Source organism: Candidatus Pelagibacter sp. HIMB1509 (assembly GCF_052047855.1).
Lineage (GTDB): Bacteria > Pseudomonadota > Alphaproteobacteria > Pelagibacterales > Pelagibacteraceae > Pelagibacter.
The window spans coordinates 872,010-886,686 of the sequence record NZ_JBNAIU010000001.1; the positions used below are offsets into that span (position 1 = coordinate 872,010).

The following is a 14,677-nucleotide window of genomic DNA, read 5'->3' on the forward strand; positions in this document are numbered from 1 at the left end:
TTTATTAGCTATAAGATAATTCCATGGCGCGATATATATTTGTCACTGGCGGCGTGGTTTCATCTCTAGGAAAAGGTTTATCATCAGCATCATTAGCTTACCTACTACAATCTCGAGGTTACAAAGTTAGACTTAGAAAATTAGATCCTTATCTAAACGTTGACCCTGGAACAATGAGTCCATTCCAACATGGAGAAGTTTTTGTAACAGATGATGGTGCTGAAACAGATTTAGACTTAGGTCATTACGAGAGATTTTCAGGAGTTACTGCAAAGAAAACAGATAATATTACTACAGGAAAAATTTATAGTGATGTTCTGAGGAAAGAACGAAAAGGAGAATATCTTGGAAAGACAGTTCAAGTTATTCCACATATAACCGACAGAATTAAAGAATTTATTAAATACGACACCTCAAAAGAAGATTTTGTAATTTGCGAAATAGGCGGAATTGTAGGAGATATTGAAAGTTTACCATTTGTTGAAGCTATAAGACAATTTTCAAATGATATTGGAAAAAAAAATGCTTTATTTATTCATTTAACTTTAGTTCCATATTTAAAAGCCTCAGATGAAATAAAAACTAAACCAACACAACATTCTGTTAAAGAATTGAGAAGTATTGGTATTCAACCTGATATAATTATTTGCAGGTCAGAAAGACCAATACCTTTAGAGCATAGAAAAAAAATATCTCTATTTTGTAATGTTGATATTAAAAATGTAATTGAAACAGTTGATGTAAAAACTATTTATGAAGCACCAATTAGTTTTGCTAAAGAAAAGTTGGATGTTCAAGTTTTAGATTATTTTAAAATAAAATCTAAAAAATCAAATAACCTAAATCCTTGGAAGAAAATTACCAAAATTACACTTAATACAAAAAAACAAGTTAATATTGCGATAATAGGTAAGTATGTAGAATTAAAAGATGCATATAAATCATTAGATGAAGCCTTGACGCACGGAGGAATTACAAACAACCTGAAGGTAAATTTAGTTAGAATTGATTCAGAAAAATTAAAAATTTCTGAAATTAAAAGTAAACTTAAAAATGTTTCAGGTATTTTAATACCAGGAGGTTTTGGAAAAAGAGGAACTGAGGGAAAAATCGAAGCAATTAAATATGCCAGAATTAACAAAATACCATTTCTAGGTATTTGTTACGGTATGCAAATGGCAATAATAGAATTTGCTAGAAATAAATTAAAAATTAAAAAAGCAACTTCTTCTGAGTTTGATAAAGGTGGTGTTCATATAATTGGTTTAATGAATGAATGGGAAAAAAGTGGAAAAAAAGTTAAAGGTACAGATAAAAATTTAGGTGGAACAATGAGGCTTGGTTCTTATGATGCAATTTTAAAAGATAAGTCTAAAATTAGAGATATTTATAAATCAAGATTAATCAAAGAAAGACACAGACATAGATATGAAGTGGATATTTCATTTAAGGAAAAATTTGAGAAAAATGGACTAATATTTTCTGGTTTATCACCAGATAATAAACTTCCTGAGATAATTGAGCTTAAAAATCATCCTTGGTTTATTGGAGTTCAGTTCCATCCTGAATTTAAATCTAGACCTTTATCTCCTCATCCTTTATTCTCTTCATTTATCAAAGCAGCAAAAAATCATAAATGAGTAGTATTACAGTCAATTGTGGGAACATAGAAATTTCAAACGATAAAAAAATTTGTATTATTGCTGGTCCATGTCAGCTTGAAACAGAACAGCATGCAATGGACATGGCTGGAAAAATAAAAGAAATAACTTCCAAATATGGTTTAGGTTTTATTTATAAAACTTCTTTTGATAAAGCTAATAGAACAAGTTTAAAAGGTAAGAGAGGTGCTGGTTTGGAAGCTTCGTTACCTGTATTTGACAAAATTAAAAAAGAATTAAATGTTCCAATTTTAACTGATATTCATAATTCAGAGCAATGTTCAGTAGTTGCTAATCATGTTGATGTTTTACAAATTCCAGCTTTTCTTTGTAGACAAACTGATCTTTTAATTGCTGCAGCAAAAACAAACAAAATTATAAATGTTAAAAAAGGTCAATTTTTAGCTCCTTGGGACATGGTAAATGTTACAAAAAAAATATCAGCCTCAGGCAACTCAAATATTCTAGTTACCGAAAGAGGTGCAAGTTTTGGATACAACACTTTGGTTTCTGACATGAGATCTTTACCTATTATGGCTAAGAATGGTTATCCAGTTATTTTTGATGCAACGCATTCAGTTCAGCAACCTGGAGGACAAGGAGAGTCTTCTGGTGGTCAAAGAGAATTTGTTGAGTATCTTGCAAGAGCAGCTGTTGCTGTTGGGGTTGCTGGTGTATTTATAGAAACTCATCAAGATCCTGATAATGCACCATCTGATGGACCTAACATGGTTCCTCTAGATAAACTAGAAAATTTACTAAAACAGTTAACTGAAATTGATAACCTTATTAAGTGAGTAAAATAACAAAAGTAAAAGCGCGGCAAGTTTTTGATAGTCGGGGAAATCCAACTGTAGAGGCAGAGGTTTATACAAATAATTTAAGTGCATCTGCCATATGCCCATCAGGTGCATCTACCGGAACTTATGAAGCTTTTGAAAAACGAGATAAAAATAATAAGAAGTATCTAGGTAAAAGTGTTTTAAAAGCTGTTGAATCAGTAAATACAAAAATTTCAAAAAAATTAAAAGGTCAAAGCGTTCATAACCAAGAGAAAATTGATGCCTTATTAATTAATTTAGACGGTACCAGACAAAAAACTAATCTAGGTGCAAATGCTATGCTTGCAGTATCTATGGCTGTAAAAAAACTTTCTGCAAAAGTAAAAAAACTACCTTTGTATAAGACATTTTTTTTAAAAAATAATTTTAAATTACCTTATCCATTAATGAATATTATTAATGGCGGAGCTCATGCGAATAATGGTCTTAGAATTCAAGAATTTATGATACGACCAGATAGAGCAAAAAGTTTCTCTGAAGCAATGAGGATTTGTTTTGTTGTAATTAAAAACCTAAGTATTTTAATTAAAAACAAAGGCTATTCTACATCAGTAGGTGACGAGGGAGGTTTTGCACCTATGATTAGTAGCAATAACCAAGCTCTAGACTTGATTGTTTCAGCAATTAAGAAATCTGGATTTGTTAATGGTAAAGATGTTTCAATTTGTTTGGATGTAGCTGCAAATGAATTGTTTAAAAAAAATAAATACTCAATCCATTCAAAAATTTTTGTTTCTGTTGAAAAATCAATCAAAGAATACCAAAAAATTATTAAGAAATATAAAATTAAATCTATAGAAGATCCTTTTGCAGAAAATGATTGGTTAGCTTGGAATAAATTAATGCGTTCTGTCAAAAATGTTCAGATTGTGGGAGACGATCTTTATGTTACAAATCTTGAGAGATTAAAAAAAGGATTTTTAAATATTTCATCTAATTCAATATTAATTAAACTTAATCAGATAGGAACTGTTTCTGAAACTTTAGATGTAATTAAATTTGCTCAAACTATCGGTTATAAAACAATAATTTCTCATAGATCTGGAGATAGTGAGGACACATTCATTGCTGATTTAGCAGTTGGAACAAATTCTAATCAAATTAAAACAGGATCTTTAGCACGTTCAGAAAGAGTTGCTAAATACAATCAATTAATTCGTATTGAAGAAGAACTTGGAAATAAGGCAAGAATGAATAAAATCAATTAATGTTGAGATTAATAAAAAGAAATTATTTTTTATTAACATCAATTTTTTTAATATTATATTTTATTTTTAATTTAGTTTCTGGAGAAAGAGGGCTTTTTTCATATTTTGAAAAAAAAGAACTTTTGTCTGACTTGAAAAAAGAAGAGACATTATTAATTAAGAAAATAGAGGATATAGATCATAAAAATTCTTTATTAAGTACAAATCTAGATTTAGATTATGTGGAAATATTAATTAGAGAAAGATTTTTATTTGGTAAAAAAGGTGAAACGATTTATTTAATTAAAAAAGATGAAAAGTAGACATCCTGAAAAAGAAAATAAGCCGATAAATCCAATAAAAAAAAAACCAGATTGGATTAGATCAAAGCTTACAAATAGCAAAGAATTTTTTTTAACAAAAACAATAGTTAATAATAATAATTTAGTAACTGTTTGTCAGGAAGCAAACTGTCCAAATATTACTGAGTGCTGGAGTAAGAGACACGCAACTTTTATGATAATGGGTGATACTTGTACAAGAGCATGTGCTTTCTGTGATGTTAAAACTGGCGTTCCAGGAAATCTAGATTTATTAGAACCAGTAAAAATTGCAGAAGCTGTAAAAAAGTTAAATTTAAAACATGTTGTAATAACTTCAGTTGACAGAGATGATTTAGACGACGGAGGTACTCAACATTTTTATAATGTGATTAATCAAACAAGAAAATCAAATCCAAATACAACTATAGAAGTTTTAACACCAGATTTTTTAAGAAAAGGGGAAGCTTATAAAAAAGTTATTGAGGCTAAACCAGATGTTTTTAATCATAATATTGAAACTGTACCCAGTCTTTATTTAAAAGTAAGACCAGGATCTAGATATTTTGCATCCTTAGAACTTTTAAAAAATGCAAAGAAAATTGATAAAAATATTTTTACTAAATCTGGAATTATGGTTGGGTTAGGAGAAACAAGAGATGAAATATTGCAAGTTATGGATGATTTGAGAGCAGCTGATGTAGATTTTATAACTATCGGCCAGTACTTGCAGCCATCAATAAAACATTTTCCATTAGATAGATATTATACCCCAAAAGAATTTGATGACTTAGGAACTATAGCAAAAGCTAAGGGATTTTTATTAGTTTCCTCATCACCTTTAACAAGATCTTCTTATCATGCCGATGAAGATTTTGCTAAGTTACAACAAAAAAGAATAAAAAGTAATTAATGCCTAAAGCATCAGTTACACGTCATATCGCACGTGACAAACAAACATTAATTAATTTTGTTTTAGATATTGAAAAGTATCCTGAATTCATTCCATTTTGCATAGACTCAAAAGTTTACGAAATAAATGACATGGGAGAAGTAAAAAAAATAATTGCTGATCTGACCATTGGTAAAAGACCCTTTATAGATACTTATAAAAGCGATGTAAGATATGATAAAAAAAACGACTCTATTCATGTAACCAATATTGATGGTCCCTTAAAACATCTTGAAAATAATTGGAAATTTGTAGAAAAAGATAATTTAACTGAAGTTCAATTTGATGTTGATTTTGAAATTAAAAATAAGTTTTTGAATTTAATAATGGAAAAATCATTTCAATTTGGTTTAAACAAAATAGCTGATGCTTTTCAAAAAAGAGCTGAAAATCTTTAAGAAATAATTTTTGTAATTTTTTTTAATACTTCTCTTACTGTATTTTTTTGAATATTTGATCTGTTCTTAGATCTAAATTTATTTTCTAAAATTAATAAATATTTTCCTGTTTTAATCCCAATATAAACAAGACCAACTGGTTTTAATTTTGATCCTCCTCCGGGACCAGCTATACCAGTAATTGATACATTGATTTTGCTTTTAGAAATTTTATATAAATTTTTTACCATTTCTTCACAGCATTCTTTGCTTACAGCACCATATTTTTTAATGATATTTCTATCTACTTTTAAGATTTTAGTTTTTGCCTCATTAGAGTAAGTAATTAAACCCATTTGAAAGTACTTGGATGAATTTGCTAATTTAGTAAGATTGCTAGCTAACAAACCCCCTGTACAAGATTCAGCTACTGAAATTGTTAATTTTTTATCTATCAATTTTTTATGTAGTTTTTTTAAATTCATCAAAATATAAAACTAACTAAATAGATTACGACCATTGAGTAAAGACCAGCCATTATATCATCCATAATTATACCAAAATAATTTTTATGATTTTTATCGAAATAGCTTACCGGAAATGGCTTTAAAATATCAAAAAATCTAAATGATAATAAAGATATGATGTAGTAAAATTCAATATCAATATTGATTTGATTGGTTTGATTTAAATATAGTAGAAGTATCAAAGGCATCGATTGACCCAAAACTTCATCGATTACAATTTGTCTAGGATCTTTATTTTCAAATTCACTCTCAGTGTCTTTGACTGCATAAAAAGAGTAAAAAAACAAAATAATAAAAAAAACTATTGAGAATTTTAAACTTGTATAATCAAGAATTTCATAAGCTATATAAATAAAGATTGTGGTGACAACCGATGCAACAGTACCAGGCATTTTTGTTAAGTATCCGTACCCAAAGAAAGTTGAGATTAAAACATTAATTTTTTTCATTTTGATATCGAGCAAATTACTTCACAGGCAATTGCTTTTTCTTTTCCTATTAATCCAAGTTTTTCTGTAGTTTTACCTTTTAAATTAATTAAATCTTTATTTAAATCTAACAGATTTGAAAGCGAATTTATTATTTTATCTCTGTATTTTGATATTTTTGGTTTTTCACATATCAAATTTATATCTAAATTATTGATATAGTAATTATTTGAATTTAACAATTCTATTATTTGTTTTAGCATTTTTGGAGATCTAATATTTTTAAACTTGTTACTGTTATCAGGAAAAAAAGTTCCAATATCTTTTTTTCTCATAGCTCCTAATATGGAGTCAATTATTGAATGAATAATTACATCACCATCAGAGTGTCCTTTTAATCCTGAGTGATAAGGTATTTTAATACCTCCCAAATAAAGTTTTTTACCTTTGATTAATCTATGAATATCAAATCCTAAACCAAAGTAGGTTTTTTTTTCTTTAATATCTTCTTTGAAAGTAATTTTAGTATTTAAATTTTCACCTTGAACAAATTTTACTTTATGATTGTTTTCAATAAATATTGTTGATTCGTCTGTGACTATGTTTTTTTGCTTTATTGATAAGTTATATAATTCTTTGAATTTAAAAGCTTGGGGGGTTTGTGTTAAAATAGAATTATCTCTGTTTAAATTGAATATTTGATTTTTAATTTTATATTTGATTGAGTCTTTAGATTTGATTGCAGGTATTACTGCCTTATATTTTTTTAGTGAAGTTATTAATTTATTTAAAAGATTTATTGTAAAATTTGGTCTTGCAGCATCATGTATTAGTACATTGGTGGGTTTGTATTTCTTAATAAACTTCAAAGCAATCAATGAAGAATCAGATCTTTCTTTCCCACCAATAATAATTGAAACATTTTTAGGAAATATTTCTTTAATTTCTTTTTTATTGTTAACTACAATTACTATTTTTTTGAAAAGTTTTGATTTTAAAGCTTTATCAAGAGAGTGTTTGAATAAAGGCTTACCCTCGTAAATGATGTATTGTTTAGGTTTTTTCGAATTAAACCTTTTGCTTTGTCCTGATGCAAGTATTATAAAATAGTTATTCATATTTATAGAAATTTTATACCTAAATGTCAGATTTTATTAAGAAAAACATTTATTTGATAATATTATTTATTATCACATTATCGATAGGTTTTTTAACATTTTTAACTTTTATTGATAAAGGATTTATAAAACTAACTGATAAAAATTTACTATATCTTTTAATATTAAATATCCTTCTTCTAACTACGCTTTTTGTATTTATTTTTTTTGAAATTAGAAGAGCAATTAAAACAGATATTGATAAAGACGGTTTAAAATCTAACAAAAAGTATATCACTGTATTTGCTCTATTTACTTTAATACCTTCAGTTTTAATTTCTATTTTTTCATTATTCCTTTTTTCTTTTGCCTTAGAAAAATATTTCGACAAGAAAGTTACAACTGTAGTTAATAATTCTTATGAGTTAGCTAAAAATTATGTAGAGGAGATTAGAAATAAAATTCAATCAGATATTGTTTTAATAGCCTTTGATACTAATAAAAGCAAAAATTTTTTAAATGATAATCCAAATGAATATAGGAGATTTTTAGATACCCAGAAATTAATTAGAGGTGTTGATGAAATTCACATCATCAATATTGATAAAAAATTATTATTTACATCACTAAAAGATGATCAGCCATATGTGCCTCCTGTAGATAGAGCTTTAGCACTAGTTCTTGATGATGATAGACCTTTAAAAATTATAAACGCACCAGAAAATATGTCAGCTGCAATTATGCGACTACAAAATTTTGAAAATAGATTTTTATATGTAATTAAATATCTGGATAAAAATATCTCTAAATATTTAACCGAGTCCCAAGAAGCTATAAATTTTTATTATACTGTGGAAGAAAAGAGTACAGGCATTAAAATTTCTTTTGCAATTATTTATGTAATAGTTGTCAGTGTATTGTTGTTTGTATCTATATCAATAGCTATACGATTTTCTTCTAGATTTTTTAGATCTATTAACAATTTAATTAATGCATCAGTGTCTATTGGTGAAGGTAAATTTGATACTAAAGTCCCCGAAGTAAAAACTGATAAAGATTTAGAAGTTTTGAATAAGAATTTTAATCTAATGATTGACAGACTTAGAAATCAACAAGAAAAATTAATTATTAATGAAAGACATGAGGCATGGAGTAATTTAGCAAGAAAACTAGCACACGAAATCAAGAACCCATTAACCCCAATTCAGTTAACAATAGATAGAATGAAATCAAAATATTCTAACCAAGTTAATGAAGAAGATAAAAAAAATTTTGATGAAAATCTAAAGATAATAAATAATCAAATTAAACAAATAGGAAATTTAGTAAATGAGTTTTCTGATTTCGCTCGAATGCCAAAACCTATTTTAAAAGAAAATAATTTAATTCAAATTATTGAAGAAAACATTAAACTATTAAATGAATTAGATAATTCGATTACTATTTCTGTTAACACCAATACAAAAGAGGTATTTTTAAATAGCGACAAAGAACAACTTGCAAGGGTTTTCTTTAATTTAATTAAAAATTCTATCGAAAGTATTCAACAAAGAGCAGAAAATGACAGTAATTTGGAGAAAAAAATCGCCATTGAAGTTAATGAGGAAAATAACCACATATCAATCAATATAATAGATAATGGTATTGGTTTTGGAATATTTGCAGCAAATATTAAGGATATTTTAAATCCATACTTTACTACTAAAAAAAATGGAACTGGATTGGGTCTTTCAATAGTAAGTAAAATTATAAATGACCATAATGGAAAAATTGAATTTATACCTTTAAACGAAGGCGCGAAAATTAAAATAGATTTTATTAAATAAAATGAGTTCAGAGATATTAATTGTTGACGATAATGCTGATATTAGGAATATCATTAATGAGTTAATTTTAGATGTTGGTTATAAAACAAGACTTGCTGCTAATTATAATCAAGCATTATCTGAAATAGATAAAAAACTTCCAGATGTTGCAATTCTTGATGTTAAATTAGATAAGGGTGATAATGATGGTATAGAATTGTTATCGCATATCAAATCAAAAGATAAAGATGTACCTGTTATAATAATATCAGGACATGCAAATATAGAAATGGCTGTAAAATCTCTTCACGAAGGAGCCTTTGAATTTATTGAAAAACCTTTTGATCAAGAGAGACTGCTTAATTTTGTTAGAAGGGCAGTTGAGAATTATAATCTTAAAAAACAGAATAAAGAATACGAAACAAAATTATTTTCATCATATGAATTAATTGGAAATAGTAAAAATATTTTAAATATAAACGATCAAATTAAAAAAATTTCAATAACAGAAAGTAGAGTATTTATTAATGGTCCATCAGGATCTGGAAAAGAATTAATAGCAAGAAAAATTCATAAATTATCTAAAAGAAATAAAAATCCTTTTGTAGTTTTGAATGGAGCTTTATTAGACTCAAATAAATATGAACTTGAATTATTTGGAGAAGAAAAAGACAACGGCTCTATATCTTATGGAGCGTTAGAAAAAGCTAACAAAGGTACTTTATTGATAGATCAAGTTTCAGAAATACCATTGGATATACAGTCAAAAATTTTGAGAGTATTAACAGATCAAAAGTTTAAAAGAATTAATGGTTCAAATGATGTAATTGTGAATGTTAGATTAATTTGTTCTTCAAGTAAGGATTTAAAGAAAGAAATTGAAATAGGAAATTTTAGAGAAGATTTATTTCATAGACTTAATGTTTTTGAAATAAACGTTGAACCATTGAGTCAACGTATTTCAGATATTCCACTTTTGATTAAATATTTTTCAAAAAAAATATCTGAAAATTACAATATTAATGAATTAGAAATAGATGAAGACAACACTTATATCTTAAATCATGATTGGCACGGTAATGTTAGAGAGTTGAGAAATTTAATTGAACGAATTGCAATTTTACAACCTGATACAAAAGAAAAAATTTCAAATATAATAAAAGAATCCTTAAAAAATATTAATTTCAATGAACAATTGGCTGAAAACAGCCTATCTGTGCCATTAAAAGAGGCTAGAGAAAAATTTGAAAAGGAGTATTTAACTATCCAATTGAAAAAATTTAATGGGAATATTTCAAAAACAGCTAATTTTGTTGGAATGGAAAGAAGTGCCTTACACCGAAAATTAAAAGGCTTAGGAATTAAAGAATTTAATTAAATGAACATAATCATTTGTGGCGCAGGTAGAGTAGGCTTTACTATTGCTAAACAGCTTAGTGAGCAAGGTCATTCTATCACTGTAATAGATCCATCGAGCGAGGATATTCAAAAAATTGATGATGTACTCGATGTAAAAGCTATTGTTGGAAAAGGAAGTTATCCATCAATTCTTGAAAAGGCAAATGCGCAAGAGGCTGATATGATTATAGCAGTAACTCGAAATGACGAAATTAATATGGTTATATGCCAAATTGCATTTTCTATTTTTAAAATACCAAAAAAGATTGCCAGAATAAGATCGCAAGACTATTTAAATCCTAAATTTACAACTGTTTATAATAAAGAAAATTTACCAATAGATGTTATTATTTCTCCAGAAATTGAAATTGCAAAATCAATTCAAAGAAAGTTAGAAGCCCCAGGTGCTTTAGATAGTGTACCTTTTGCAGAAAATAAAATCAGGCTACTTGAAATATTGATTAATGAAAATTGTAGTTTGATCAATATTAAATTAAGTGATCTTACAAAAAAATACCCTAATCTCAAAGCAAATGTAATTGGTGTCATAAGAGAGGATAGGTTTTTTATTCCAAAAAAAACCGATGAAATAATAACTAATGATAAAATTTATGTAATTATAAATTCAACACAAATGTCTGAAACTTTAGAAGCATTTGGACATACCGAAAAAGTTTCTAAAAAAATTCTCATAGTTGGTGGAGGCAATATTGGTTTTAATTTAGCAAAGAATATTGAAGATAATTTAGATGCTGCAAGAGTAAAAATTATTGAAAAAAATAAAGATAGAGCTGAATTTCTTGCAAGTGAGCTAAACAATACAATAGTTATTAATGGAGATGCTTTAGATGAGGAAGTTTTAGCTGAAGCAAATTTAGAAGAAGCAGAGACTGTTCTAGCTCTTACAAATGATGATGAGGATAACTTAATGGTAAGTGTTTTAGTAGAAAAATTTGCAAAAGATGAAAAAGAAATTGATGACAAAAGAACAATGGCATTAATTAATAAGCCAAATTATTCATTATTACAGAACTCACTCAAAATTGACGATTTGATTGATCCTAGAATGAATACTGTTTCTAGTATTTTAAAACATATACACAAAGGAACAATTGAAACAGCTTATACAATAATGAACGGGGAATATGAGGTTATAGAGGCCGAAATTATTGAGACATCCGAATTAATCAATAAGGAGTTAAAAAATTCCAACCTTCCTGAGGAAATTCGAATAGGTGCTGTACTTAGAGACGATAAAGTAATTATACCTAGGTCAGACTTTGTATTTCAAAAAGATGATAAAGTTGTTTTTTTAGCCAAAAAAGACTCAATAACTGTTGTTGAAAATATTTTTAGAATTAGCTCAATTTAATTAAATGCCAATACTTCGGGTAAAATATTTAAGTTTTTTCTTTCTATTAATTTCAGCTTTTTCATTTTTAAATATTATTTACTCTTATTATTTCAACTTATACTTAAACTTAAATACATATTACTTTAGCTTAGTAATCTCTGGTTTAATTAGTTTTTTGTTCTTTAAAATTAATACCTCAGATAAAAAACCTACAATATTTGAAAAAATACTAACTGTGCTTTTGGGATATTTTATTATGCCATTAGTATTATCCATTCCATTTTATTTTAGTATTTATAATTTAACATTTTTAAATTCATTATTTGAAGCAGTCTCTGGTTTTACTTCAACTGGTTTTACAATATTTGAAAATATAAAACATATTGATCAGGGTTTAGTAATTTGGAGATCATCAATTCAATGGATAGGTGGTTTATACTTTTTATTTTCGATAATTTTTTTGATTGATATTTACGATGAAAACTTAAAAAAATCTCTCACAAATTTTTTATCATTTAATACAACTGAAATTTTAAAACAAACAATTAAAATATTTTTTTTATATTTAAGCTTAACTTTAGCTATTTTTATAATTCTTAATATATTTGGAATTAGATCATTTAATTCATTAAATTTAGCAATGACAATTATTTCATCAGGTGGTTTTTTACCTGTAAACGATATCTCAACTATACTTGTACAAAATTCACAGATAATAATTTTTTCTTTATTAATGCTAGTTTCTTTTTTTAGTATTTTTTTTGTATATAATTTAATATTTTTAAGAAAAAATATTAATTTTTTTCACGAGGATATTCACCTATTTTTATACTTAGTAATAACTATCGGAATATTTTTTATATTTTTTAGTTACGATAACACTTTTTCTTATAGTTTTTTATCTTTAGTGAGTAGTATTTCTAACATTGGAATTTCATTGAATGTAGAGCAAACTAATCTTCAATTCTTGTACTTTCTTTTAGTTATAATTGGAGGCTCATTTATTTCAACAAGTTCAGGATTAAGATTTTTAAAAATTTACTCTTTAACAAAATATTCTTTAAACCAAATACTTTCTTTTAGTAGACCCAAAAATGTATTTATGAATAAGTTAGTATTTTCTAAAATTAATTTTGCAACTCATGATATAAATAAATATTTTCTTACAATTGTGATTTTTATAATTTCACTTTTTTCATTAACGATTTTTTTATCTTTGAGTGAGATCAATTTTGAATACTCATTTAAACTAGCAGTATTAACATTAATGAATACTGTTAACTCCTCAGCGTATGGAATAAGTGATTTTGATTTCCAAAGTTTACATTTTATTACTAAATATATTCTTATTTTCTTTATGATTATTGGTAGAATTGAATTGTTATCTTTATTATTGATAGCTAAAAAATTTCTGTTTAAATATTAAATTTGTAATATATATGTATTTCAAATATTGCGCCCTTAGCTCAGCTGGATAGAGCATCGGTTTTCTAAACCGAGGGTCGTAGGTTCGAATCCTTCAGGGCGCGCCATTCCTTAGTCTTTTGACCATAATTTCCTCTTGAAGTAGTTTTTCTAAAATGGTTTAATCCTGCGAATTCAAAACTAAGTTTTGAATTATTTGTTAACAAATAATAATAACTAAAAAGGAAGAATAATGTTTAAATACTTAAAACAATTAACTTCTTTAGTGGCAATGGTTGCAGTGTTGTTTACTTTTACAACAGAAACTATGGCTGCTAAAAAATCTAAAACACTTAAAAACACTCAAAAGAAGGGTTTTGTAAGATGTGGAGTATCTCAAGGTCTTCCAGGATTTTCTAATGCTGATGCGGCTGGAAATTGGACTGGTATCGACGTTGATGTATGTAGAGCAGTAGCTGCTGCAGTACTAGGTGATGCAAACAAAGTTAAGTTTACACCATTAAGTGCTAAAGAAAGATTTACAGCTTTAACTTCTGGTGAGATTGATATCTTATCAAGAAACACAACTTGGACTCTTTCTAGAGATGCTGATATCGGACTAACTTTCGTTGGAGTAAACTTCTACGATGGTCAAGGTTTCATGGTTAGAAAAAGTTCTGGTATTACTTCAACAAGCCAATTCAAAAATGGTATCTCAGCTTGTACAAACATTGGTACAACAACTGAGTTAAACATGAGAGACTTCTTTAACTCTAAAGGAATTTCTTATGAGCCAGTTGCTTTTGAAAAAGCTGACGAAGTCGTAGCTGCTTATGATGCAGGTAGATGTGATACTTACACTACTGATAAATCAGGTCTTGCTGCACAAAGAACTAAAATGACTAACCCAGATGATCACATTGTATTACCTGAAACTGTTTCTAAAGAGCCTTTGGGACCAGTTGTTAGACAAGGTGACTCAGTATGGGAAGATATCGTTAGATGGTCTTTAAATGCTATGATCGAAGCTGAGGAGTATGGAATTACTTCAGCTAATGCAGATATGATGAAATCTTCAGACAACCCAGCTGTAAAAAGATTAGTTGGTGCTGAAGGTGAATTAGGTGCTGCTTTTGGTCTAGACAATGAGTGGAGCTTAAGAATTATCAAGCAAGTTGGTAACTATGGTGAAAGCTACAAAAGAAATATAGCTGACACTGGAATTTTACCAGACAGAGGTCCAAATGAATTATGGACTAAAGGTGGAATTCTTTACGTACCACCTGCAAGATAATTGCATATTTAATTAATTAAAAAGGGCTAGA

Annotated in this window: 14 protein-coding genes and 1 tRNA gene; 12 read left to right on the forward strand and 3 right to left on the reverse strand. The window is 27.3% G+C overall.

Annotation, left to right across the window (positions count from 1 at the left end; all coding sequences use genetic code 11):
- The first annotated feature begins 23 nt into the window (after window positions 1-23).
- The 6 genes from ACTTBO_RS04610 to ACTTBO_RS04635 are packed head-to-tail and all read left to right on the forward strand — an operon-like array spanning window position 24 to window position 5,360.
- Window positions 24-1,640, forward strand: a complete 1,617-nt coding sequence (locus tag ACTTBO_RS04610) for a CTP synthase (protein ID WP_440656603.1) — start codon at window positions 24-26, stop codon at window positions 1,638-1,640.
- Entirely contained in the window at window positions 1,637-2,458 is an 822-nt protein-coding gene (kdsA, locus tag ACTTBO_RS04615) for a 3-deoxy-8-phosphooctulonate synthase (protein ID WP_440656604.1), read from the forward strand. Before ACTTBO_RS04610 ends, kdsA begins: the two co-directional genes overlap by 4 nt.
- Window positions 2,455-3,711, forward strand: coding sequence for a phosphopyruvate hydratase (gene eno, locus ACTTBO_RS04620; RefSeq protein ID WP_440656605.1), 1,257 nt, complete (start codon window positions 2,455-2,457; stop codon window positions 3,709-3,711). The genes kdsA and eno overlap by 4 nt, the downstream gene beginning before the upstream one ends.
- A complete protein-coding gene (locus ACTTBO_RS04625; RefSeq protein ID WP_440656606.1) occupies window positions 3,711-4,013 on the forward strand; it encodes an FtsB family cell division protein in 303 nt (100 codons plus the stop codon). Before eno ends, ACTTBO_RS04625 begins: the two co-directional genes overlap by 1 nt.
- Window positions 4,003-4,923 carry a lipoyl synthase gene (gene lipA, locus ACTTBO_RS04630; RefSeq protein ID WP_440656607.1) on the forward strand — a complete coding sequence of 307 codons (921 nt, stop codon included), beginning with the start codon at window positions 4,003-4,005 and terminating at the stop codon, window positions 4,921-4,923. The genes ACTTBO_RS04625 and lipA overlap by 11 nt, the downstream gene beginning before the upstream one ends.
- Window positions 4,923-5,360 carry a type II toxin-antitoxin system RatA family toxin gene (locus ACTTBO_RS04635; protein ID WP_440656608.1) on the forward strand — a complete coding sequence of 146 codons (438 nt, stop codon included), beginning with the start codon at window positions 4,923-4,925 and terminating at the stop codon, window positions 5,358-5,360. The genes lipA and ACTTBO_RS04635 overlap by 1 nt, the downstream gene beginning before the upstream one ends.
- Here the strand turns inward: ACTTBO_RS04635 and ACTTBO_RS04640 are convergent.
- From ACTTBO_RS04640 to ispF, 3 genes are read right to left on the reverse strand one after another with little or no spacing between them, the layout of a single operon-like run.
- Complete coding sequence (locus tag ACTTBO_RS04640) at window positions 5,357-5,824, reverse strand: CinA family protein (RefSeq protein ID WP_440656609.1); 468 nt, start codon at window positions 5,822-5,824, stop codon at window positions 5,357-5,359. The genes ACTTBO_RS04635 and ACTTBO_RS04640 overlap by 4 nt on opposite strands.
- A complete protein-coding gene (locus tag ACTTBO_RS04645; RefSeq protein WP_440656610.1) occupies window positions 5,824-6,315 on the reverse strand; it encodes a phosphatidylglycerophosphatase A family protein in 492 nt (163 codons plus the stop codon). Before ACTTBO_RS04645 ends, ACTTBO_RS04640 begins: the two co-directional genes overlap by 1 nt.
- Window positions 6,312-7,412 carry a 2-C-methyl-D-erythritol 2,4-cyclodiphosphate synthase gene (gene ispF / locus ACTTBO_RS04650; RefSeq protein ID WP_440656611.1) on the reverse strand — a complete coding sequence of 367 codons (1,101 nt, stop codon included), beginning with the start codon at window positions 7,410-7,412 and terminating at the stop codon, window positions 6,312-6,314. The genes ACTTBO_RS04645 and ispF overlap by 4 nt, the downstream gene beginning before the upstream one ends.
- 23 nt (window positions 7,413-7,435) lie before the next feature.
- On the opposite strand from ispF, the gene ACTTBO_RS04655 reads away from it, so the two are divergent.
- From ACTTBO_RS04655 to ACTTBO_RS04680, 6 genes are all read left to right on the forward strand, one after another.
- A complete protein-coding gene (locus ACTTBO_RS04655) occupies window positions 7,436-9,217 on the forward strand; it encodes an ATP-binding protein (protein ID WP_440656612.1) in 1,782 nt (593 codons plus the stop codon).
- A gap of 1 nt (window position 9,218) precedes the next feature.
- On the forward strand, window positions 9,219-10,574 hold the full coding sequence (locus ACTTBO_RS04660; RefSeq protein WP_440656613.1) for a sigma-54-dependent transcriptional regulator: 1,356 nt from the start codon (window positions 9,219-9,221) through the stop codon (window positions 10,572-10,574).
- Entirely contained in the window at window positions 10,575-11,966 is a 1,392-nt protein-coding gene (gene trkA, locus ACTTBO_RS04665; RefSeq protein ID WP_440656614.1) for a Trk system potassium transporter TrkA, read from the forward strand. It abuts the gene before it with no gap.
- Between the two features lie 238 nt (window positions 11,967-12,204).
- On the forward strand, window positions 12,205-13,374 hold the full coding sequence (locus ACTTBO_RS04670; RefSeq protein WP_440656615.1) for a TrkH family potassium uptake protein: 1,170 nt from the start codon (window positions 12,205-12,207) through the stop codon (window positions 13,372-13,374).
- Between the two features lie 29 nt (window positions 13,375-13,403).
- Window positions 13,404-13,480: transfer RNA gene (locus ACTTBO_RS04675), tRNA-Arg, on the forward strand.
- A 125-nt stretch (window positions 13,481-13,605) separates the two neighbouring features.
- A complete protein-coding gene (locus ACTTBO_RS04680) occupies window positions 13,606-14,646 on the forward strand; it encodes an amino acid ABC transporter substrate-binding protein (RefSeq protein ID WP_440618463.1) in 1,041 nt (346 codons plus the stop codon).
- Window positions 14,647-14,677: the final 31 nt, after the last annotated feature.

What these genes read in the sequence shown, in the direction of transcription:
- ACTTBO_RS04610 (WP_440656603.1), top strand. Translation starts at nt 24, where the DNA reads ATGGCGCGATATATATTTGTCACTGGCGGCGTGGTTTCATCTCTAGGA.
- kdsA (WP_440656604.1), top strand. Translation starts at nt 1,637, where the DNA reads ATGAGTAGTATTACAGTCAATTGTGGGAACATAGAAATTTCAAACGAT.
- ACTTBO_RS04625 (WP_440656606.1), top strand. Translation starts at nt 3,711, where the DNA reads ATGTTGAGATTAATAAAAAGAAATTATTTTTTATTAACATCAATTTTT.
- lipA (WP_440656607.1), top strand. Translation starts at nt 4,003, where the DNA reads ATGAAAAGTAGACATCCTGAAAAAGAAAATAAGCCGATAAATCCAATA.
- ACTTBO_RS04635 (WP_440656608.1), top strand. Translation starts at nt 4,923, where the DNA reads ATGCCTAAAGCATCAGTTACACGTCATATCGCACGTGACAAACAAACA.
- ACTTBO_RS04640 (WP_440656609.1), bottom strand. Translation starts at nt 5,824, where the DNA reads ATGAATTTAAAAAAACTACATAAAAAATTGATAGATAAAAAATTAACA.
- ACTTBO_RS04645 (WP_440656610.1), bottom strand. Translation starts at nt 6,315, where the DNA reads ATGAAAAAAATTAATGTTTTAATCTCAACTTTCTTTGGGTACGGATAC.
- ispF (WP_440656611.1), bottom strand. Translation starts at nt 7,412, where the DNA reads ATGAATAACTATTTTATAATACTTGCATCAGGACAAAGCAAAAGGTTT.
- ACTTBO_RS04655 (WP_440656612.1), top strand. Translation starts at nt 7,436, where the DNA reads ATGTCAGATTTTATTAAGAAAAACATTTATTTGATAATATTATTTATT.
- ACTTBO_RS04660 (WP_440656613.1), top strand. Translation starts at nt 9,219, where the DNA reads ATGAGTTCAGAGATATTAATTGTTGACGATAATGCTGATATTAGGAAT.
- trkA (WP_440656614.1), top strand. Translation starts at nt 10,575, where the DNA reads ATGAACATAATCATTTGTGGCGCAGGTAGAGTAGGCTTTACTATTGCT.
- ACTTBO_RS04670 (WP_440656615.1), top strand. Translation starts at nt 12,205, where the DNA reads ATGCCATTAGTATTATCCATTCCATTTTATTTTAGTATTTATAATTTA.
- ACTTBO_RS04680 (WP_440618463.1), top strand. Translation starts at nt 13,606, where the DNA reads ATGTTTAAATACTTAAAACAATTAACTTCTTTAGTGGCAATGGTTGCA.